20 protein-coding genes are annotated in these 22,539 nt (G+C 37.0%); 15 read left to right on the forward strand and 5 right to left on the reverse strand.

Annotation, left to right across the window (positions count from 1 at the left end; translation table 11 throughout):
• The first annotated feature begins 21 nt into the window (after positions 1-21).
• Together P3F81_RS01275 and P3F81_RS01280 are read left to right on the forward strand one after the other, a co-directional pair.
• Positions 22-1,248, forward strand: coding sequence for a M20 family metallo-hydrolase (locus P3F81_RS01275; protein ID WP_309320549.1), 1,227 nt, complete (start codon positions 22-24; stop codon positions 1,246-1,248).
• A 109-nt stretch (positions 1,249-1,357) separates the two neighbouring features.
• The gene (locus P3F81_RS01280; protein ID WP_147667090.1) at positions 1,358-2,209 is read left to right on the forward strand and encodes a pyridoxamine kinase; all 852 of its coding nucleotides are present in this window, start codon (positions 1,358-1,360) and stop codon (positions 2,207-2,209) included.
• A 69-nt stretch (positions 2,210-2,278) separates the two neighbouring features.
• On the opposite strand, the gene P3F81_RS01285 is transcribed toward P3F81_RS01280, so the two are convergent.
• Both P3F81_RS01285 and P3F81_RS01290 read right to left on the reverse strand, forming a co-directional pair.
• Positions 2,279-3,499, reverse strand: a complete 1,221-nt coding sequence (locus tag P3F81_RS01285; RefSeq protein ID WP_309320550.1) for a MalY/PatB family protein — start codon at positions 3,497-3,499, stop codon at positions 2,279-2,281.
• A 181-nt stretch (positions 3,500-3,680) separates the two neighbouring features.
• Positions 3,681-4,892 carry a MalY/PatB family protein gene (locus P3F81_RS01290; protein WP_147667088.1) on the reverse strand — a complete coding sequence of 404 codons (1,212 nt, stop codon included), beginning with the start codon at positions 4,890-4,892 and terminating at the stop codon, positions 3,681-3,683.
• Between the two features lie 248 nt (positions 4,893-5,140).
• Here P3F81_RS01290 and P3F81_RS01295 point away from each other — a divergent pair, with 248 nt between their 5' ends.
• From P3F81_RS01295 to P3F81_RS01310, 4 genes are read left to right on the forward strand one after another with little or no spacing between them, the layout of a single operon-like run.
• Complete coding sequence (locus tag P3F81_RS01295) at positions 5,141-5,800, forward strand: amino acid ABC transporter permease (RefSeq protein WP_147667086.1); 660 nt, start codon at positions 5,141-5,143, stop codon at positions 5,798-5,800.
• Positions 5,781-6,461 (forward strand): amino acid ABC transporter permease, encoded by a 681-nt coding sequence (locus P3F81_RS01300; RefSeq protein WP_147667084.1) that lies wholly within the window; start codon positions 5,781-5,783, stop codon positions 6,459-6,461. Before P3F81_RS01295 ends, P3F81_RS01300 begins: the two co-directional genes overlap by 20 nt.
• A gap of 20 nt (positions 6,462-6,481) precedes the next feature.
• Complete coding sequence (locus P3F81_RS01305; RefSeq protein ID WP_147667082.1) at positions 6,482-7,252, forward strand: amino acid ABC transporter ATP-binding protein; 771 nt, start codon at positions 6,482-6,484, stop codon at positions 7,250-7,252.
• Entirely contained in the window at positions 7,249-8,121 is an 873-nt protein-coding gene (locus P3F81_RS01310) for a cysteine ABC transporter substrate-binding protein (RefSeq protein ID WP_147667081.1), read from the forward strand. Before P3F81_RS01305 ends, P3F81_RS01310 begins: the two co-directional genes overlap by 4 nt.
• 82 nt (positions 8,122-8,203) lie before the next feature.
• Here the strand turns inward: P3F81_RS01310 and P3F81_RS01315 are convergent, their stop codons facing one another.
• Positions 8,204-9,451 carry a multidrug effflux MFS transporter gene (locus P3F81_RS01315; RefSeq protein WP_147667079.1) on the reverse strand — a complete coding sequence of 416 codons (1,248 nt, stop codon included), beginning with the start codon at positions 9,449-9,451 and terminating at the stop codon, positions 8,204-8,206.
• A gap of 208 nt (positions 9,452-9,659) precedes the next feature.
• On the opposite strand from P3F81_RS01315, the gene P3F81_RS01320 reads away from it, so the two are divergent.
• From P3F81_RS01320 to P3F81_RS01350, 7 genes are all read left to right on the forward strand, one after another.
• Positions 9,660-10,097: an RrF2 family transcriptional regulator gene (locus tag P3F81_RS01320; protein ID WP_147667077.1), complete on the forward strand. Its 438-nt coding sequence runs from the start codon at positions 9,660-9,662 to the stop codon at positions 10,095-10,097.
• Between the two features lie 350 nt (positions 10,098-10,447).
• Complete coding sequence (locus tag P3F81_RS01325) at positions 10,448-11,743, forward strand: O-acetylhomoserine aminocarboxypropyltransferase/cysteine synthase family protein (protein ID WP_147667074.1); 1,296 nt, start codon at positions 10,448-10,450, stop codon at positions 11,741-11,743.
• A 227-nt stretch (positions 11,744-11,970) separates the two neighbouring features.
• Positions 11,971-13,053: an iron-containing alcohol dehydrogenase family protein gene (locus tag P3F81_RS01330; protein ID WP_147667072.1), complete on the forward strand. Its 1,083-nt coding sequence runs from the start codon at positions 11,971-11,973 to the stop codon at positions 13,051-13,053.
• A 415-nt stretch (positions 13,054-13,468) separates the two neighbouring features.
• On the forward strand, positions 13,469-13,966 hold the full coding sequence (locus P3F81_RS01335; RefSeq protein WP_147667070.1) for an NADH-quinone oxidoreductase subunit NuoE family protein: 498 nt from the start codon (positions 13,469-13,471) through the stop codon (positions 13,964-13,966).
• Positions 13,967-13,984: 18 nt separating this feature from the next.
• The gene (locus P3F81_RS01340) at positions 13,985-15,226 is read left to right on the forward strand and encodes a complex I 51 kDa subunit family protein (RefSeq protein WP_147667068.1); all 1,242 of its coding nucleotides are present in this window, start codon (positions 13,985-13,987) and stop codon (positions 15,224-15,226) included.
• Between the two features lie 13 nt (positions 15,227-15,239).
• Positions 15,240-17,009 carry an NADH-dependent [FeFe] hydrogenase, group A6 gene (locus tag P3F81_RS01345; protein WP_147667066.1) on the forward strand — a complete coding sequence of 590 codons (1,770 nt, stop codon included), beginning with the start codon at positions 15,240-15,242 and terminating at the stop codon, positions 17,007-17,009.
• A 132-nt stretch (positions 17,010-17,141) separates the two neighbouring features.
• Positions 17,142-17,582, forward strand: coding sequence for a hypothetical protein (locus tag P3F81_RS01350; protein WP_147667064.1), 441 nt, complete (start codon positions 17,142-17,144; stop codon positions 17,580-17,582).
• Positions 17,583-17,696: 114 nt separating this feature from the next.
• On the opposite strand, the gene P3F81_RS01355 is transcribed toward P3F81_RS01350, so the two are convergent.
• A complete protein-coding gene (locus tag P3F81_RS01355) occupies positions 17,697-19,061 on the reverse strand; it encodes a TrkH family potassium uptake protein (protein WP_147667062.1) in 1,365 nt (454 codons plus the stop codon).
• A gap of 225 nt (positions 19,062-19,286) precedes the next feature.
• The gene (locus tag P3F81_RS01360) at positions 19,287-21,323 is read right to left on the reverse strand and encodes a methyl-accepting chemotaxis protein (RefSeq protein WP_147667060.1); all 2,037 of its coding nucleotides are present in this window, start codon (positions 21,321-21,323) and stop codon (positions 19,287-19,289) included.
• Positions 21,324-21,658: 335 nt separating this feature from the next.
• On the opposite strand from P3F81_RS01360, the gene P3F81_RS01365 reads away from it, so the two are divergent.
• The gene (locus tag P3F81_RS01365; RefSeq protein WP_147667058.1) at positions 21,659-22,135 is read left to right on the forward strand and encodes a hypothetical protein; all 477 of its coding nucleotides are present in this window, start codon (positions 21,659-21,661) and stop codon (positions 22,133-22,135) included.
• 142 nt (positions 22,136-22,277) lie between these two features.
• Positions 22,278-22,418 (forward strand): sporulation transcriptional regulator SpoIIID, encoded by a 141-nt coding sequence (locus tag P3F81_RS01370; RefSeq protein ID WP_309320551.1) that lies wholly within the window; start codon positions 22,278-22,280, stop codon positions 22,416-22,418.
• Positions 22,419-22,539: the final 121 nt, after the last annotated feature.

The following is a 22,539-nucleotide window of genomic DNA, read 5'->3' on the forward strand; positions in this document are numbered from 1 at the left end:
TTATTGGGAGATGATGAAATAATGAACCGTATACGCCTAGAGCGTAACCTCAAAAAATTAGCTGAATTTGGTGCAAAGGAAAACGAAGGAATTACTCGGTTGGCATTTAGTGAAATTGATTGGCAGGCAATTGAATTTATCAAACAATTAATGCTACAGGCGGGAATGGCAGTCCGCATGGATGATTTCGGTAACTTAATCGGAAGTTATCAAGGGAAAGATAGGACATTACCAGTTCTTTTGTTGGGGTCACATATTGACACAGTGCCTAACGGTGGCAAATATGATGGGACAATCGGCGTGATTTCTGCGATTGAAGTAGTACACACTTTATTTGAGCAAAAAAAAGAGCTTGAGCGGACGGTTGAGATTGTTGTATTTCGCGCCGAAGAGTCAAGTCGATTTGGCAGATCCACGTTAGGGAGCAAAGCCTTTTGTGGAAAGCTAAAACAAGAAGATTTGGAAGAATATCATGATAAAGAGGGTTTTTGCTTAAGAGATGCTTTACGCAAGGTGGGATTTAATCGACAAGATATTTGCCTAAATCGTTATGAAAAGCCGATTTATGCATTTTTGGAATTACATATTGAGCAGGGGATTGTATTAGAAAAAGCGCAGATGGAATTAGGTGTAGTAACATGCATTGCAGCACCATCACGGTTTCGATTAATTTTTCACGGCAAGGCTGATCATTCTGGAGCAACACCGATGAAGCTTCGCCATGATGCGTTAGCTGGAATTGCAGAAGTGATTTTACTTGTAGAATCTTTAGCAAAATCAACTGATGATGTTGTAGGGACAGTTGGGACAATCGAGCTTTTAAATGGTGCGATGAACGTTATTCCTGGAGAGGTTAGCATTGGGATAGATATTCGTAGTGGAAATCAAATGAGCAAAGAGCAAGTAGTTGCAAGGCTAAAAGAAAGGATTGATCAAATTGCTAAGTCTCGAGAGCTAACGTATACGCTTTCGTCTTTATCTAATGAAGAACCTGTTTTATTAGATGAACCACTAGGAGATTTACTGTATGAAATAGGAAAAACTAAAAAAAGGCGCATCATGAAAATGATGAGTGGGGCGGGGCATGATGCGATGAATTTGGCGAAAATAGCACCGGCGGCGATGATTTTCGTTCCCTCAAAGGCAGGAATTAGCCACAATCCAGATGAATTTTCTTCTATAGATGAGATTTTTTGTGGAGCGGAACTTTTATATGAGACCGTTCTTCATTTAGAAAATAAACCCTAAATTGTATTAATACAATTTAGGGTTTTTAATTGACATGTTATTTATAGGTTTATATACTAACGTATAGTATAAACTATATCTACTTTGGAGTTTATTTGGAGGATGAAAGATGTTGAGACAAAAACGTGTAGCAGCGATTCATGATATATCTGGTTTTGGGAAGTGTTCACTTACTGTAGCTTTGCCGATTATTTCAGCGACAGGCGTAGAATGTGCTGTTGTGCCTACCGCAGTATTATCCACGCATACAGGTGGGTTTGAAGGCTTTACCTATAGGGATTTAACGGAGGATATTGCGCCGATTGCTTATCATTGGCAATCGCTTAACTTGCATTTTGATGCGATTTATACAGGTTTTCTTGGCTCTTTTGAGCAAATTGAAATTGTATCGAAGGTATTTGATCAATTGCGTGCTAAGGATACGTTGATTATTGCCGATCCTGCGATGGCAGACAATGGTGAGCTATATAAGATTTTTCCGAAAACTTTCCCGCAAGAAATGAAAAAGTTGTGTGCAAAGGCAGATGTTATTGTGCCGAATATGACAGAGGCAGCTTTAATGCTTGGTGAAGAATATCAGGCCGGTCCGTATACAAAAGAATATATTGAGGGCTTATTAAAACGTTTATCTGATATGGGACCTAGCCAGATTGTTTTAACAGGAGTACATTTTGATGATGCACAACTGGGTGCAGCAACTTATGATAAAAATAGTGACAAAATCAACTATCTTTTGGCAAATCGCATTGATGGATACTATCATGGTACGGGCGATGTGTTTGCGAGTGTATTGGTAGGTGCCTTGATGAATGACAAAGACCTTGATACAGCAACGCAAATTGCAGTTGATTTTACGGTGAAAAGCATTGCCTGGACAAAAGAAGCAAAAACAGATGTGCGTTTTGGTGTGAATTTTGAAGCAAGCATTCCAAGTTTAATCCAGGCGCTTGATTTGAAATAAAATAGATAATAAAAGAGAAGCATTGTGCATAGGTCATTGACCTTGCTAAAATGCTTCTCTTTTTTGCGTTTAAAGAGATTTGATTGCTTTTTTTAAATGAATTAACGCTGTTTTTAATGTCTGACGAGGACAGGAAATATTGATTCTTTCAAATTGTTTGCCTTCCTCCCCAAAAATTTCACCAGAAGCCAGCCAAAGCTTTGCTTTATTTACGATAAGGTCTTCTAACTCTTCATCGGATAAATTAAGGTCTGAAAAATCAAGCCAGAGTAAATAAGTGCCTTCAGGTTCAACTAATTTGATTTGTGGCAAATGCTTTGCCAGAAAATCACGTGTGAAGTCTAGATTTCCTTTTAAATATGTTTTTAATTGATTGAGCCATACGCTACCGTACTTATATGCCGCTTGGCAGGCTATAATTCCGAGAGAATTAAGTTCGCTATAACCATTTCGCTCCATTACTTGTACAAATTTTTCTCGAATATTAGGGTTGGCAATAAAAATATTGGAGACTTGTAGCCCTGCGATATTAAAGGTTTTACTTGGGGAAGTACAAGTGAGTGTAATATTATTAAATTCTGGCTTTAAACTCGCTAAAACAAAATGGCGATGATTAGGATAAGTAAAAGCGGAATGAATTTCATCAGAAATGATTTTTACTTGGTGTTTTACGCAAATATCGCCGATCGTTGTTAATTCTTTTTTTGTCCAAACTCTGCCGACAGGATTGTGAGGATTACATAAAATAAATAGTTTTATTTTGTTCGCTATAATTTTTTCTTCAAAGTCAGCGTAATCAATAGAATATTTACCGTTTTTGTAAATGAGAGGATTATTAATAAGCTTTCGATTGTTTTTTTCGATAGAGCTAGAAAACGGATAATAAACAGGACGTTGTATTAAAACAGCATCACCCTCATTTGTTAAAGCTTGAATTGCCGTGCAGAGAGCAAAGACTACGCCTGGAGTTTTTACAAGCCACTCGTCTTTGATTTTCCAATCTAAATTATCATTAAACCATGTTTTTAATGTTTCAACATATTCACCTCGGGTATCAGAATAGCCAAATATTCCATGTGAATTTGATTTAGTTAGTGCATCAATTACTTGCTCAGGTACGCGAAAATCCATATCGGCGATCCATAATGGGAGAATATCTATGGGTTTTCCATGTTTCTGAGTAAAGTCGTATTTGATTGAATTTGTATTTTTTCGGTCAATGATTTGGTCGAAATTATAGCACATAGGTTCCATCCCCTTATCATTGTAAAATAATTTTATTTTTTCCATATATCTATACATATTATTTCTTTTTTGTAAGTTAAAATCCTTTAGGCAAAGCATTGAATTATGATAAATTTTGTAGAAATATACACAAAACAATCCTACCATTTGATAAATAGTAGGATTGTGATTTTTTATAATATATAGATAAAAACACTGATAAAAGATAGTTTTTAAATAGGTGTGATTAGAATTTAGATGAAGTAAAAACTTTGTTTGACTTGAGGTTTTCTTGGTAAATCGCAGATTTTAATTGGAGAAGTGCTTTTTCTAATGTTTGTTGTGGACAGGCAATGTTTATTCGCTGAAATTGTTTTCCTTCGATACCAAACATAACTCCTGCATCAAGCCAAAGTTTTGCTTTATGGGTAATTAAATCTTCTAAAGCTTCATCGGATAATTGGAGTGCAGAGAAATCTAGCCAAAGAAGATAAGTTCCTTCGGGCTCCACTAATTTAATTTCAGGTAGATGTTCCTTTAAAAATTCGCGGACAAAATTTAGATTATGAATTAAATATTGTTTAAGAGACTTTAGCCATTCCTCGCCATAGGTATAAGCTGCTTGGCAGGCTACAATTCCCAAGGTGTTTAAGTGTGAATAGCCATTGCGGTCGATGGTATCAATAAATTGTTTGCGTAAATTTTCATTTGCAATGAAAATGTTAGACACTTGTAATCCTGCAAGGTTGAAGGTTTTGCTTGGAGCGGTGCAGGTTATCGTAATAGCATTAATTTCTGGGCTAAGACTTGCAAAGACAATATGTTGGTGACCAGGATAAGTAAAAGCAGAATGAATTTCATCTGCGATAACGATTACCTGATACTTTAAGCAAATATCGCCGATTTTTGTCAACTCTTCTTTCGTCCAAACTCTGCCAACGGGATTATGAGGACTGCATAAAATAAAGAGTTTGACATTGTTTTCGATAATTTTTTGTTCAAAATCAACGAAATCAATTTGGTATTTATCATTTTTATAAATGAGTGGGCTGTTTACTAATTTACGATGGTTTTTATGAATAAGGCGAGAAAATGGATAATACACAGGGCGCTGAATTAGAACTGCGTCCTCTTCTTTTGTAAAAGATTGAATAGCGATGCTTAACGCGAAAACAACGCCGGGTGTTTTTACTAACCATTCGTCTTTGATATGCCAATTTAAGGTTTTAAAAAACCATTGTTTTAGTGTATGGATATATTCTTGTTTTGTATCAGAATAACCCAAAATTCCATGTTTGCTAGAATTAATTAAGGCATCAATGACTTTATTTGGGACTCGAAAATCCATATCAGCTACCCAAAGTGGTAAAACATCGGCTGGTTTTCCATTTTCTAAAGCAAAATCATATTTTAAAGAATTAGTATTTCTACGATTAATCATTGTATCAAAATTCATCATATACAACTCCTTAATAAAGTTTAATTAAAATAATATGTTACACATATTCAGAAACAAAGCATACTAAAACTATATGTTTAGAAAATAATAGCGGCAAATAGGCGGAAAGTCAATAGAATTTTTACGTGGAAAATTTTGAAAAATAAAACCTTCAAAACCTATATGAAAAGTATTGACAGTTAAAAAATACGTGATATAATCATAAATAAAACAAAACCTATATGATTAATATGAATTGAGGGAGTGTAATGGACTACGATTTTATGATAAAAAGTTTACCTCTGTACGGAAAGGCAATTTTACTTACGTTGGAATTGGCAATTGGCGGAATATTGTTAGCTTTTTTAATTGGAGTTATTTGTAGTGCAATTCTATATTATCGAGTACGCATATTAAAAACGATTGTTAGTTGCTATATAGAAATTGCGCGCAATACGCCATTGCTTATACAACTATTTTTCCTTTATTATGGCTTACCTAAGTTGGGAATAAAAATTGAGGCTTTTACGTGTGCGATTATGGGATTGGCATTTTTAGGGGGCGGCTATATGGCAGAAGCATTGCGTAGTGGATTTGAATCTGTAGAAAAGATTCAAATAGAATCAGGGGCTAGTATTGGGTTAAGTCAGTTCCAGGTGTTTCGTTATATTTTGTTTCCCCAAGCCTTGGCGGTAGCGATACCGGCAGTTGGGGCCAATATTATTTTTTTATTAAAAGAAACTTCAATTGTAAGTGCGATTGCCTTGGCTGATTTGATGTACGTGGCAAAAGATTTAATTGGGATGTATTACAAGACGACAGAAGCATTTGTCTTATTGATTGGGGCGTATTTACTTATTTTATTGCCATTGTCTATATGCATTTCTAAACTGGAAAGGAGACTTCGCTATGCAGGATTTGGGGATTAGTGTAATCTTTGAAGGTTCAAATTTCATTCGGCTATTGGGAGGTCTTTGGATAACGCTTCGCATTGCAATCGTTGCAGTTAGTATTTCTATTATTTTTGGAATTGGACTAGGAATTCTGATGACGAGTAAAAATAAGATCGTTCGTTTACTGACAAAGTTTTATTTAGAAACAGTACGGATTATCCCTATTTTAGTATGGCTCTTTGTATTTTTCTTTACGATTACGAAAGTATTTCAAATCCATTTGCCGGCAGAAGCCTCAGCAATTCTTGTGTTTTCACTCTGGGGAATTGCTGAAATTGGTGATATTGTACGGGGAACGGTTACGTCGTTGCCAAAGCATCAATGGGAAAGTGGGATGTCGTTAGGGCTTACAACGCATCAGATTTATCGTTATATCGTTTTACCACAAATCATCCGGCGTTTTGTGCCAGCCGCGATGAATCTAGTAACAAGAATGATTAAGACGACTTCACTTGTTGTATTAATTGGTGTAGTCGAGGTATTGAAAGTAGGCCAGCAGATTATTGAAGTTTCCATTTTGAAAAATCCGATGGCATCTTTTTGGGTGTATGCAACAATTTTTGCGCTATACTTTATCATTTGCTATCCAATTTCTTTGTGGTCTCGTCATTTAGAAATGAAATGGCAGGGACAGTGATTTTTTAGGAGGTGGTCAGAATGAAAAAGAGTGAAGTAAAGGTTTTAGAAGCTGTGGGATTAACAAAGTATTATACAGAAGAAAAAGTTTTTGATTCGTTTAATTTTTCAGTGCATCAGGGGGAAGTTCTCGTTATCTTAGGGGCTTCTGGTTGTGGGAAAAGTACTTTGTTAAGGTGTTTAAATGGCTTAGAACCTATTCAAGCGGGTGAGATTAAGTTAGATGGAAAAGTGATTGATGGAAAACAAATTACTTGGCAGAAAGCGAGACAAAAAATTGGCATGGTATTTCAAAGCTATGAATTGTTTTCTCATTTAACAATATTAGAAAATATTTTGCTAGGCCCGATGAAAGCACAAGGCAGGGAAAGAAGTGAAGTGATTAAACAAGCGGAATATTTGCTAAATCGCGTTGGCTTAATTCATAAGAAGGATGCTTATCCTAGACAATTATCAGGAGGGCAAAAACAACGTATTGCGATTGTACGGTCACTTTGTATGAATCCGGAAATTATGCTATTTGATGAGGTGACGGCATCGCTTGATCCAGAAATGGTCAGAGAAGTTCTTGATTTAATGCTGGAATTAGCGCGGCAAGGGATGACAATGGTTATTGTTACACATGAAATGGAATTTGCCAAAGCTGTTGCAGACCGAGTGTTATTTTTAGATGGTGGAAAAATTATCGAAGATGCAGTGGCAAAACAATTTTTCACGAGCCCAAAAACTCAGCGTGCCCAACGCTTTTTAAATAGGTTTGATTTTAAAATAGAAAGTGAGAGAGTAGGATGAAAAAGGGATTTAGAACAATTTTATTAGGGTTAACTTTAATTTTATCTTTAGGGATATTGGCGGGCTGCGGATCAGATGCTACGAAAAGCGGCGGTGATAATTCGGTAAAACAATCAACGATTGAACAAATCAAAGAGCGTGGAAAAATTCGTATCGGCGTATTTAGCGATAAACCGCCCTTTGGTTATGTAGATGCAAATGGCAAAAATCAGGGGTATGATGTTTACTTTGCCAAACGCATCGCCAAAGATTTATTGGGAGACGAAAATAAAGTTGAGTTTGTCTTAGTGGAAGCAGTAAGCCGTGTAGAGGTTTTGGAAGCAAATAAAGTGGATATTATTTTGGCTAATTTTACAGTAACGCCAGAGCGTAAAGAAAAAGTAGACTTTGCAAATCCTTATATGAAGGTTGGACTTGGTGTAGTTTCGCCAGATGGTGCTTTGATTACTGATGTAAATCAATTAAAAGGAAAAAAATTAATTGTAAATAAAGGCACGACGGCAGAAACTTATTTTGTACAAAACCATCCGGAAATTGAGCTATTGAAATACGAGCAGAATACAGAAGCTTTTCAAGCGTTAAAAGATGGACGCGGTGCGGCATTAGCACATGACAATACATTACTGTTTGCTTGGGCAAGAGAAAACCAGGGGTATACTACGGGCATAACAAAACTGGGAAGCCTTGATTATATTGCACCTGCTGTCAAAAAAGGAAATATAGAGCTGAAAGATTGGTTAAATGAAGAAATTGAAAAATTAGCGTCAGAACAATTTTTTCATAAAGATTTTGCTGAAACATTACTTCCTGCCTATGGCGAATCCATTCAAGCTGATGATGTAGTAATAGATGGCGGCAAAGTAGAATAAAATGATAGTAATCCTTTAAGGATATAAAAAACACGCAAAATGCAGTTACTAAAATATTTAGAACTGACATCGCGCGTGTTTTTTAATGACTATTTTTATTGTGAATCATCGTCCAGAAAAAGATACCGGCTGCAATTTCACTGCATAGGATTAACAATGCCATCGGAAGGGCGCTGTAACTGCCGCAAATGCCGACAAGCGGCGCCATTGCGCCACCAGTGATATTAGAAAAGAATCCGAGAAGTGCCGCTGCACTGCCTGCCATTTTCCCTTGTGCTTGCATTGCAAGTGAGAAACTGCTGGAACCAACAATAGCCAAACTAGCAACAGTAAAAAATAGTGGGATAAGAATAAACAAAAGTGGAGCGTGATTGAGGAGACTGATTGCTAATAGAGTACTGCCTATAATCGCCTGCCAAACGCCATAATGGAGAATTTTTTCATCGCTGAATCGTCCGGATAAACGTCCGGTCAGTTGTCCTGCAATGACGAGTCCCAATCCGTTGACACCAAAGATTAATCCAAAGGTTTGCGGCGAAACTTTATAGATATTTTGCAAAACGAACGGTGAACCGGAGATGTAAGCAAACAAAGCGGTAAAGGCGCAAGATTGCATAAAACAATGTCCCATAAAATAAGGTTGTTTTAAAAGGGAGAGAAAAGCTTTGAGTGATGAGGTAATTCCGCTGTCTAAACGCCTATTTGCAGGAAGACTTTCCTTACACCAAAAGAATACCGCTAGGAATAAACTAATTCCAATGAGTCCAAGGACAATGAAGACGCCTCGCCAAGAGGATACAGCTAAGACTTGACCACCAAGAACTGGCGCGAATATTGGTGCAACGCCATTGACGAGCATGAGCATGGCAAAAAATTTCGTTAATTCATAACCGGAATATAAATCTCTGGCGATTGCGCGGGCGATAACAATCCCCGCAGACCCTGCTAAACCTTGAATTAAACGCAAAAGCAAAAATGCCCAGATGGAAGTTGCAAATACGCAGGCAAAGGAAGTTAAAGTGAAGATAGCCATGCCGATTAATAAAGGCTTGCGTCGACCCTGCATATCACTGAGTGGACCGGCAAACATCTGTCCGATAGCAATTCCCAGCAAGCAGGCCGTTAAGCTGAGCTGAACGAGGGACGTCGTTGTTACAAATTCTCCAGCCAGTTGTGGCAGTGAAGGTAAGTACATATCGATGGATAAAGGGGCGAGTGCAGTAAGTGCACCTAAAATGACCGGAAGCCATTTAGTAAAAGTTTTTGCAAAACTGCTCTGCCAGATGAGAAACTCTCGCTCTTGGTCAGTTGGAGATGTATGTGATGTCATAAAGGTAATAAATCCTCCTTGATATTTGTTATATTTGATGAAATAAATGTTACATTGATAATAAAGATGATTATAATTAGCTGAGCTTTTTATGTCAATCAAATAAAAGCTATAGATTTAGGATAAAGTTGAATTAAAAAAATGTAGGGTAGAGGAGAATTGTAAAGCATAGAAAACCTATGGTATAATAGGGAAAAGAGGTGGTTAGGTGAAAATTTCGACAAAGGGAAGATATGCTTTACGGTTATTGCTCGATTTGGCTGAGCATAAAGAGGATGGATATATTGCGTTAAAGGATATTGCAGAGCGTCAAGAGATATCAAAAAAATATTTAGAACAGATTGTAGGGAGTCTAAATAGAGCGGAAATATTGAGAACGAATCGTGGATTTCAGGGTGGTTACATGTTGGCGAAGTCACCTGATCAATATACGGTTGCAGATATCTTGCGTATCACTGAGGGAAGCCTTGCACCGATTGCTTGCTTAGAGCAAGAGAAAAATCCATGTGGACGCAGTAAGAGCTGTATGACATTAGGGGTATGGAAAGGCTTAAATAAAGTAATGATTGATTATCTTGAGGGCATTACTTTACAAGATATTCTTGATAAACATCAAACAGCGGATGCTGTTGAATATTATATTTAAAGTAAAAACGAGCAGAAATCTCTGGATTTCTGCTCGTTTTTCTATAGAGAAAGCTACAGTTTTTTTGCTAAATTAGCAATCGGCTCTGCATGGTAAAAGTACAGATGGTTGTTAAATAAAACTTTAAAGTGTAAAGAGATTCAAAAAATACTTGAATTTTTGTATTGACAAAGATTTTTGTAAAGCATATAATGTAAAACATATCAAGACTATAGGTTTTATATACTTTTTAAAAAGGAGTAGTTGCGTATGTACTTGATTTTTAAGATGTTGCGTCATAATTATCGAAATGGACGAATGTGTCATTGTAAGTAACCTTAGAAATAAATAAATGAAAAGGAATGTTTACAATGGCAAATAAAAATTATAAATTTGAAACTTTACAATTACATGTGGGGCAGGAAGAAGCTGATCCGGTGACGGATTCGCGGGCGGTTCCGATTTATCAGACAACATCCTATGTATTTAAAAATTCAGCGCATGCGGCAGCTCGCTTTGGTCTTGCCGATGCTGGCAATATTTATGGGAGGCTCACCAATTCTACACAAGATGTTTTTGAAAAGAGGGTCGCTGCGCTTGAAGGTGGCGTTGCTGCACTTGGTGTAGCTTCTGGAGCCGCTGCGCTTACTTATACTTTTTTAAACTTAGCACAAGCTGGCGATAATATTGTATCGGCGCAGACAATTTATGGTGGAACCTATAATTTACTTGCGCATACGTTACCGCAATATGGGATAACGACAACGTTTGTTGATGCGGATGGCGAAAGTTCTTTTCGTCAAGCGATAAACGAAAATACAAAAGCTATTTTTGTCGAAACAATTGGCAATCCGAATGCAACGCTGATTGATCTTGAAAAGGTTGCTGCGATTGCCCATGCGCATAAGGTTCCATTAGTTGTAGACAACACGTTTGCGACGCCTTATTTAGTCCGTCCGTTTGAGCATGGCGCTGATATCGTTGTACATTCAGCGACGAAATTTATTGGGGGACATGGTACGGCAATTGGTGGTGTAATTGTCGATAGTGGCAATTTTGATTGGGAAGCAAGCGGAAAATTTGCTTCACTTGTTGCGCCTAATCCGAGTTATCATGGTGTAAGCTTTACAAAAGTGGTAGGAAAAGCGGCGTTTGTGACGAAGATTCGGGCGATATTGCTTCGTGATACAGGAGCGACGATTGCGCCATTCCATGCATTTTTATTTTTACAAGGGCTTGAGACGTTGTCGCTTCGCGTGGAGCGCCATGTAGAAAATGCATTAAAAGTAGTCGACTACTTAGCGCATCATCCACAAGTAGAAAAGGTAAATCATCCATCGCTTAATAGTCATCCCCATCATGCGCTTTATCAAAAATATTTTCCTAACGGTGGCGTTTCTATCTTTACCTTTGATATTAAAGGCGGCGTAAAGGAAGCACAGAAATTTATTGATCGTTTAGAGATCTTTTCACTATTAGCGAATGTTGCTGATGTAAAATCTCTTGTTATTCATCCTGCCTCTACCACGCATTCGCAGCTTTCTGAGGCTGAATTGTTAGAGCAGGGAATACACCCAAATACAATTCGTTTGTCAATTGGTACAGAGCATATTGATGACATTATTGCTGATTTAAATCAGGCTTTTGGCAAAGATGCAGAATGTTAAGCAAAATATATAGTTTAATAAAATGTTAAAATTAATGATAGCAGTAAACTGAAAATTGCCCTCAATACTTTGGATAAATGTATTGAGGGCAATTTTTGTTGATGTAAAACGGAAAAAATAATTTTTCGTGTAAAGCTGTAAATATTCCGCATTGATATTTAAAGATGACAATGCTAAACTATTAAAAATGGAAATAAAGTAAGACTGATTTTGAATGGAGTGCTGAGATGAGTACATATAGTATAAATTTACCGAGTTATACCATTGGTGTAGCTGCATACGAAAAAATACAAACAGTTTGTCCGACTTATGGGAAAAAAGTAGTTGCTATTGGTGGGAAAACTGCGATAAGTAAGGCAAAAGATTTGATTTGTTCGGCGATAAAGGATTCTGAGCTCAGGGTTTTAGATTTTGTTTGGTATGGCGGTGAAGCTTCTTATGAAAATATGGAAGCTCTGAAAGTGCTGCAAAGCGTACAAGAGGCGGATATGATTTTTGCAATTGGCGGAGGCAAAGTAATGGATACTTGCAAACTACTGGCACGAGCTTTACATAAACCCTTATTTACTTTTCCGACGATTGCAAGTAATTGTGCCTGCCTAACTGCGCTTAGTGTCGTTTATTATCCCGATGGAACTTTTCGTGAATTAAATGTATCTGATATTCCTCCGGTACATGTATTTATTCATACACAAATAGCAGTAGAAGCACCCAAGCAGTTTTTATGGGCGGGAATGGGCGATACGATTGCGAAATATTACGAATCGAATCTAGCTGCACAAAATGTAGAATTAGAGCATTTTAATGCAGTAGGTATACAGCTTAGCCGACTGTGTGCCGACCCAATTTTAGAATATGGAATGAAAGCATTAAAAGACAATGAAAATCATGTGCTAAGTAAAGAGTTTGAACAAGTTGTTTTAGCGATTGTGGTAAGCACAGGATTAGTATCTAACTTCGTTGAGTCGGATTATAACGGACATATTGCACATGCATTTTATTGCACGATTACGATGTTGCCGCAAATTGAAGAGAAGCATTTACATGGCGAAGTTGTTGCTTATGGCGTTTTATTGCTGTTGATGTGCGATGGTCAAGAAAAAGAATTAGCAAAGGTATTTAGCTTCTGTCGTGATCTGGGCTTGCCAACTTGTTTGGCAGATCTTGATGTAACGTTAGCAGAGTTAGACGGTGTATTTGATGAAACGGTAAAAAGCGGTGAGTTAACACGCTCGCCGTATCTTGTAACAAAGGAAATGCTCTATACGGGTGTTTTAAAATTAGAAGAATATCATGAAAAAAATTGTTAATAAATCATGACAGCTGAAAACGCGTACGGCTATTAGGAAAACAATAGTAGGGTGCGCGGTTTTCGCGTGGTTTTCTAATTTGCTACAATTTTTAGTAGCATTTCTAGACTTGTAAACAATTACATTGTGATTTATCAATAGGAATGTTATAATTCGTACAAGGTTTGATAGATTAAATTTATCCGATGGCTAACGGGGGCTAACTCCCGCCTCTTTAGGTGGAGACCTCGTAAGCCCCTGGATTACGTGTCTGATTTTAGTGGGAGTTAAAACTCCTAATGAAACAGCATTGTTTATCCCTTAAAACTAGGAAGGGAATTGGTTTAGATGTTAAAAGGCGTTGCAAAATCATTTGCAGCGCCTTTTGTATTAGATAGTTCAAGATGTAACAAAGTGATAGAGAGGGCTTGAAATAATGGATTTTAAAATGAAGGAGCAAATCCTTACAAAAGAATTAGCAGAACAGATTGATTTGATTTTATTTTCCCATAACAATGATGCTTCACAATTGGTGGGAATTTTGCTTGATATCCAAGTGATTATTCCGCGTCAGTATATTCCGGAGCAAGTGGCATATTATTTGGCGGAGAAACTCAATACAAAAATTACAAATGTTTATGATGTGATTTCTTTTTATGCAGCGCTATCTGATAAACCGCGAGCAAAATACCCGATTCAGATTTGTGATAGTATCGTTTGTAAAATTAATGATAATACGACAATATTTACAGTGCTAAAAGAAATTTTAGGTATAGAGATCAATGAAGTAACGTATGATGGTAGATTTACGATAGAAAAGGTTCCCTGCTTTGGTGCTTGTGATGTTGCTCCTGCGGTTAGAATCAATGGAAAAGTCTATGGGCACTTAACGAGTCGAGAAAAAATTATTGCACTGCTTGATGCATTAGGATAGAAGATAGGAGTGACAAAGATGACGAAGACAGTAGCGTTTATGACAAGAAATTTTGGGAAATATGATCCAATGTCGATTGGTGCTTATATGAGGATTGGTGGCTTTCATGCATTAAAGAAAGCGGTGAACATGGAAGGGGAAGCGATTGCGGCAATAATTGCGGCGGCTGAGGTAAAAGGGCGCGGTGGCGCAGGCTATGATATGGGGCGCAAGTGGTCGCAGGCAAAAGCGGTAATTGATGATAATAAAGTTGTCGTGTGCAATGCCGATGAAGGAGAGCCGTGTACGTTTAAGGATCGGACGCTAATTGAGCATGACCCATTTAATTTAATTGAGGGAATGATTATCGCTGGCTACACGGTAGATGCGGAAAATGGATACATTTATTTAAGGGAAGAATACAGCCATTTGCGTCCGTTGCTTTTAAATGCGATAAAACAGGCGCGTGTCTATGGCTTTTTAGGAAAGAATATTCTTGGCAAAGGATTTAATTTCGATATTCATTTATATTCCGGTGCAGGGGCATATGTCTGTGGCGAAGGTACGGCACTCGTGGAATCTATTGAAGGTAAAAGCGGTAGACCGAGAATGAAACCGCCATTTATTAAACAATGCGGCTTATATAATTTACCCACGTGTGTAAATAATGTGGAGAGTCTATCTTTAGTTACCGGAATTCTACTTGATGATCAGAACGTTTATCAAAGTTATGGGACGGAAAAATCAAAAGGGACAAAACTGGTTAGTGTGGGTGGCAATGTAAACTGTCCTGGCGTTTTTGAAATTCCGTTCGGGGTTACGGTACGAGAGCTTATTTATGATTTGGCTGGGGGAATTCAGGGAAATCGTGCGATTCGGTTGATTCAATTTGGTGGTGCATCAGGGAAAATTGCTTCAACGGATATTTTAGATACACCTTATACGTATGAAGCTCTACAAAAAGCTGGTGTTGGTGTCGGTTCGGGGGCAATCTTGGTGGTAGATGAGCGAACGACCGTTATGGAATTTTTAGTGGCAACGCAGGAATTCTTTTCTCATGAGAGTTGTGGACAATGCACACCTTGCCGTGAGGGCAATCGTCATATGCGGATTTTACTTGATAAGGTAGCGCAAGGAACGCATACAGAAAGTGATGTAACCTCCATGAAAAAAATTGCGAAGTTGATGGCGATGTCTTCGATGTGTGGTTTAGGAGAAACGGCGCAAAGTGCATTCGTTTCTGCGATTGAAGTATTCCCGGAATGTTTTATAGTAAAATGAATGAGGTGACTTTATGGACAATATGGTGCATATTAAAATAAATAATATTCCTGTTGAAGTGGAAAAAGGAACGAAAATTCTAGAAGCGGCAAAGAAGATTAATATCAATATTCCCCATCTTTGCTATCATCCGGATCAAACAATCAAAGCGCATTGCAGAATTTGTACCGTTGAAGTTGTCGGCGGAAGAAGATTATTTGCGGCATGCTCTACGGACGTATGGGAAGGTATGGAGATTTTAACGGATACAAAACTAGTTCGCGATACGCAAGTGGGAATTTTAGAATTGATTTTAGCAAATCATGAGCAAAATTGCTTATCCTGTGCGCGCAATGGTAAATGTGATTTACAAAAGCTATGCAGTCGATTTAATGTTTTAAAGCCAAATTTGCCAAATGTGGCAAAACATATTCCGATTAATGATAACAATCCGAGTTTGGTGCGTGATTTATCAAAATGTGTGAAGTGTGGTCGATGCGTTAAAGCCTGTCAGGAAGTGCAAGGCGTAGCAGCGCTATCGCATGCGGGGCGGTCAGAAGATTATATGATTACGACAGCTTATCATAAGCCATTAGAAGAAACGGATTGCATTTTATGTGGGCAATGCAGCGCTGTTTGTCCAGTTGGTGCAATTGTAGAAAGAGATGATACGCAAAAGGTATTAGATGTATTACAAGATCCCCAAAAGCATGTAATCGTGCAAGTAGCGCCATCGGTGCGTGTTGCTTTGGGAGATGAATTTGGATTGCCAAAGGGCGAAGTGGTAACGGGGAAAATGGTAACTGCTTTACGGATGCTTGGCTTTAACCGTGTATTTGATACGAATTTTGCAGCAGATGTAACAATTATGGAAGAAGGAAATGAGCTTTTACAAAGGTTAAAGCAAAATGAAAGCTTACCGATGCTTACTTCATGCAGCTCCGGATGGGTAAATTATATGGAGAAGCATCATGGCGATTATCTCGAACATCTTTCCAGTGTAAAATCACCCCAGCAGATTTTTGGTGCGTTATCAAAATCGTATTATCCAGCAGCTACGGGAATAGATGTTAAAGATATTGTTACGGTATCAATCATGCCATGTACGGCGAAAAAATACGAAGCATCTAGACCGGAAATGCAGCAGAGTGGAGTCAGGGATGTTGATATCGTTTTAACGACACGTGAATTAACAAAATTAATTAACTATGTGGGGATTGATTTTAATCATTTAGCAGAGGGGGAATTTGATAGCCCTATGGGGATGGGAACTGGTGCTGGAGCGATTTTTGGTACGAGTGGCGGTGTAATGGAAGCTGCACTTCGTACGGTGTATGAAGTATATACAGGGAAAGAGCTCGTAAATTTGGATTTTGAAAATGTACGTGGATTTAAAGGGATTAAAGAAGCAATCATTGATTTGGGAGATCGAGAAATTAAAGTCGCAATCGCACATGGCTTAAGAAATGCTGAGAAGATTATGAAGCAGATTAAAGCGGGAACTTGTGAATATCATTTTGTTGAAGTAATGGCTTGTCCAGGAGGCTGTATTGGAGGTGGTGGACAGCCGATTAAAAGTACCAACGATGTGAAAATTATGCGCATGGATGCAATTTACTCGATTGATAAGTCAATGAAAATTCGTAAATCACATCAAAACCCAGAAGTGATTCGTTTATATAAAGAGTATTTAGCACATCCATTGAGCGAAAAAGCACACCGACTTCTTCATACGCGTTACAATAAAATAAAAAAAGAATATGAATTTGCTTATTTAAATGATGATCCCGTGTATTCGTTATAAAAAAATCGGTATTGCATATATGCAATACCGATTTTTTTATTTAGAGAAATATTTCCTTAAAAAGAATGGAAAAATAACGATATTATAAGTAGGATTTGTTGTAGAAGGATAGATTTGTGTGGAGGGAAAGAAATGAATGAATTTGAGAAAGTTCAATATAAGGCGTATAGAGAACAATTAGCTAAAGCACAGATGAAAAGTATGCAGGAGACAAAAGAGTTTAAGTCGATGTTAACAAAGTTGAATAATAGTAAAAGGGATGTAACTGATACAATTTTTCGTACGAGTCTTACTGTTGATCCCGATGGTACGGAGTTTCTTATTATTAGAGAGGTAACGACAGGGAGAAATGGGAAGTTGGTAGAGTCGAAAGTAATTAGTAAGCAGAAAGTTGCTGAACCTGTGATGATAAAAGAGGAGAAGGAAGAAATCGTGGTTGAAAAACTAAAAAAACTGCCTAGTAATGGTACCAATGAAAGCCTAGTCAATATTATGGCGAAACAGGGATTTAGCTGCTATAAAGTTGCAAAGCGGCGTAGAAAAATTACCACGCTTTCTTTAGAACATTTCTAAGCGAGAAGAATAAGACTCCCGCTTGGAAAAAGTGGGAGTCTGTAAAGTCGGGAAACAGAGTAGCTGATTCCCTATAAACATTTATTTTGTTAGTGGTGTAGATGCATCGTTGCATTACCCAATCATGATTTTACCTTCTGGATATTTAATTTTTGTTTTTTGACTTTTTAATGCTAAGGCTAGAGCAAATGTAACAGGTCCAATACGACCAATGAGCATCATGATGGTGAGAACATATTTACTAAATGAATCTAACGTTGGTGTAATGCCCATACTGAGACCGCAAGTAGAAAAGGCGGAAATCACTTCAAAGAAAAGAGGAATACTTTCTGTATTTGCATTATCCATGGTAAGTAGCATAATCGCAAGGCAATTTAAAGCGGCAGAAATAAAAGTAAAAGTATAGGCTTTTTGGATCATAGCATTGGGAATTTTGCGATAAAACAATACGGTATCTTCGTGTCCGCGAATTTGGCTCCAGATGGAAGCGATTACGACTGCAAAGGTCGTTGTTTTAATACCGCCGCCAGTCGAGCTTGGCGATGCGCCGATAAACATAAGAATCATCATAGCAAATATTGAAGCATTCGTTAATTCACCGATTGGTAAAGTTGCAAATCCAGCTGTACGGAGTGTTACTGATTGAAAGTAACTAGCCAGCAATTTTCCTGTCAATGATAAGCCACCAAGTGTTTCTGAGTTGTAGTAGTCCATAAGTAAAATGTAAAACATGCCACCAAAAACGAGAAAGGCAGTAGTGGCAAGAACAATTTTTGTATGTAAAGCAAAAAAATTGAATTTCTTCGTTGCAGTAATGTCGGCAATTACGGCAAAGCCAAGACCGCCAAGAATAATGAGCGAGGTTAGAGTAATATTCACGATAAAATCATCTACATACGGAAATAAATTTCCATTTTTACTGCCGATAATATCAAAGCCTGCATTACAAAAGGCAGAAATTGCGTGCCAATATCCGTAATAAATACCGGTGGCCCCAAAATCAACATAAAAGCGTATTGCAAGGATTGTACCACCGATGAACTCGATGAGAAGCGTAGATTTTATAATATACTTTACGAGCTTTACGATACCCGCAAGTGTTAACTGATTTAATGCTTCCTGCATAATAAGACGATTACGTAAATGGACTTTTTTTCGCATGAGAAGTGCCATAAGTGTTGCCATCGTCATAAACCCTAAAGCACCACATTGGATAAGAAAAATAATGACTAGCTGCCCGAATAGCGAAAAATAATTCCCTGTGTCAACAACGACAAGACCAGTTACGCAAACAGCAGAGGTTGCTGTAAATAAAGCGTCAACAAATGACATGGATTCTCCACTTTGGCTGGAGAGGGGGAGCATGAGTAAAAAAGCCCCGCTTAATACGAGGGCAGCGATACCTAATGATAAAATTTGATATGGGGTTAAACGCCATTCGCTAATATTTAAAAAATTACGATTTGAATTTATATTCACCTTTTATCCTCACTTCTGCCTTTTAAATATATTGAGTATATCATAAATTTTGGAATGTGAATAGGTGATTTGTAGAGTAAAATATAAGAGAAAAGCTTTAGTGAGATAATATATAAGATGTCATAAAAGATTACATTTTACAAGATTTAAATCAGAAGTCTACTTTATAGGGACAAGTATAAGAAAACGGTATTGTTGTAGAGCCCAACAATACCGTTTTTATTTTTAGAACTTAAAATTATGGGCTGTGTCTTGCAACTCTTGCGCGAGGTTTGCAAGACTTTGGCTTGAAGAGGCGATTTGTTCCATGGAAGCAGATTGCTCTTCCGTCGCAGCCGAAACAGTTTGTGTTTGTTCGGCTACCTTTTGACTTTCAGTATCTATTGATTGAATAGAAGAAACAATAGCTGTCGTTCCATTGGCGATGTCTCCGGCAGTTGCTGACAAATTGGTAATTTGGGTTGCAACCTGTTCTACCAGATTAACAATCTCTATGAAAATGCTTCCAGCATTGCTTACAGCAGAAGTACCTATTTTTACTTCCTCTGTGCCAGCGTTCATAGAAACTACAGCATTATTGGTTTCTATTTGAATTTCGCCGATTAAAGCAGCTATCTGTTCGGCAGCTTTTTGGGATTGTTCAGCAAGTTTTCTTACTTCTTCAGCAACAACTGCAAAACCGCGTCCGTGGTCTCCGGCGCGAGCCGCCTCAATTGCTGCATTCAATGCAAGAAGATTGGTCTGTGCTGCAATGGCAGATATCGTTTCGATGATTTGGCCAATTTCTTTTGAACGATCGCCAAGTCTACTTACTACGGATGCCGAGGCTGTTACAGTATCTTGAATTTGTTGCATTTGAATAACCGCTTTATTTACGAATTCATTGCCGTTTTGTGCTTTTGTTACAGCATCTTGTGCATAATTTTCGGAATTATTTGCCATTATGGAAACAGCGTGAATTTCAGATGTAATATTTTCAATGACTTTGGTGGATTTGTTTATTGATGCTACTTGTGCATTTGAAGATGTGGCGACATCCGCAATTGATTGAGCCACTTGGACTGTAACTTGGGCTGATTGATCAGCGCTGGCTGTAAGTTCTTCTGATGCAGCTGCAACCTGTTCAACAGTTTTTTGGATTTGATGTAATAAAGTTTTTAGGTCTTCAATCATTTTGTTACATGCATGGGCTAAATCTCCTAATTCATTTTTGCTATTAATGTTTAGTTTAGGTAAGCCTAAATTACCTGAGGCTAATTGATTTAATTGTTCTTTAATTTGAATAATTGGATTTGCTAATTTTTCGCTTAGATACATTGCGATAATCATTGCAATAATTATACAAATAATTGTAATTAAAATAATATTGCGCGTTAAAGTATTAATTGGTTCATTTACTTCCGATTCAGGAGCAACAATTGCTAAAGTCCATTTCTTCCCTCCGGGTAGATCAATTGTTGAAAAAGTTCCAAACTGTAAATCATTATTACCAAAATTAAAAACACCAGATACAAGTTCGGAGGTTTTAAGAGAATTTGTATAGAGCTGAGTTAATCGAGAATCAATTGGGATTTCATTTTTAATTTTTGCTGGATTGTTCTCTCCGTTTAAATTTATTTTTTTTACTAGTTCAGGGTTTTTACTATGAACGATAATCGTTCCCGTTTCATCAAGTAGATAAGCGGAACCTGTTTTTGCAAAATTTATATCATTAACAAAACTCTGAAGATCGCTTAGCTCAAGGGAACCATAAACCATGCCAGTTATTTTACCATTATTCATTACAGGTACAATCAAAATAGTAGCTGGTTGATTTGTTGTTGAAGAAATGAGAACTTCTGATATGTATTTTTCTTTTGTTTGCATGATATGTTTAAAATATTCGCGATTTAAAACAGAGGAAATCTCACCGTTTTGACGAATGGCGTTACCGTTTAAATCAACATAAGCAACGACTGAAAAATCTTTTGCTCGAATCATACAATCGTTTAGGGCTGATAATATAGTATCTTTATCTTTTGCATTTTTTAACCGCGCTGTGTCAGCAGCTGACTCTAAATAACCGATTAATTCATTTAAACGGGTATTGACTTTGATGTGAGAATTTTCAGACATTAATTTAATTGAGTTATTTTCGCTTTCTTGGAGATATTTGTTTGCATAATAGTAACTGGAAACACCGAGAATTACCATTGCGATGAAAATTAGCAAGCCACCAATAAACATACATTGAGCGCGAAGACTTCGAAAATTGAATGACATAGGAATCCCTCACTTTTGCAAATATTTATTTAATTAATAGAATAATACTAGAAAAAAGAAATATTTTCCTTTGAAAATTCTACAAAAATTTACAAAAAGCTTTGTAATTTTCACAATATAGAGAAAATAAGATTTATAAATTAAGGGGATCTTTTTAGTTAAAATAACAAAATCTTAATTTTGGCTTGTATTAACAAAACTGAGGTTGTTTCCTATAAGTTATGCTAATAATAAAATTATGAAAAATACTTAAAGTTTCTTCAGTTTTTTCGATAAATTAAATGAGGGAACGAGAATTTGATCGAATGGATTCCTTATTTAGGAGAGATTAAAAAATGAGCAGTATTCAAGGAGTAAATCACAATTTATGGAATACAGCTACTTCTGCTTCAACATCTTCTGTAAATAAAATGGATGATGTAGCTGAACAGTTCAAAAAAACATTAGCTGGAGAGACTAATTCTTCAAAAAGTCAAGGGAAAGATGGCAGTGCTGAGGAGACGACAACGACTATTCAACGGAGTGTAATTACGGCTGATGATGGCTCGCAGATTGTAGTATTGACACAAATTACTGTTGATTCTTCAGGAAAGCAAATCGAATCCAAAGTAATCAGTAAACAAAAAATAAGTACAGGAAATGATAAACAGTCTCAACACGGCAGTAATGCATTCAACATAGGGAAATCCCAAGATAAAGATGATGATAAGACTACCTTGAATGCAATGGCAGACAGAGCTAGAAAAGAATATGAAGATAATAGTGTGATAAATTCTTCGCAATTAGAAAATATTTTTAAGGCGAATATATAATTGCAGCAAATTTATTAATGGATAGTTAGATTATCACTTTAATTTTATACACTGGTGAATTTGTAGGGAATAACCTCTACGGCTATCAGTTCTGTCAATGTAGATTTTTGCATATACATTTGATAGCAAAGTCATTGGGGGAATGGACAGGATGAAAGAATATATTCGCAAACGTGTATTAGAGATTTGTGCGCATATTTTAGAGACCAAACATACAGTAAGGCAGGCTGCCAACGTTTTTGGTGTTAGTAAATCTACTGTACATAAAGATAATATAAAATAGAACGATAAAAAAGAATTTTCAACTTATAGCTGGGAATTCTTTTTTATCATTGTAGGGTTAAAATATAAAGCAGAGTAGTCAGCGGATAAAAATAAATAGGGAATTTTTTATTGATGAAGAT

This window comes from Selenobaculum gibii (genome assembly GCF_030273445.1).
Lineage (GTDB): Bacteria > Bacillota > Negativicutes > ICN-92133 > ICN-92133 > Selenobaculum > Selenobaculum gibii.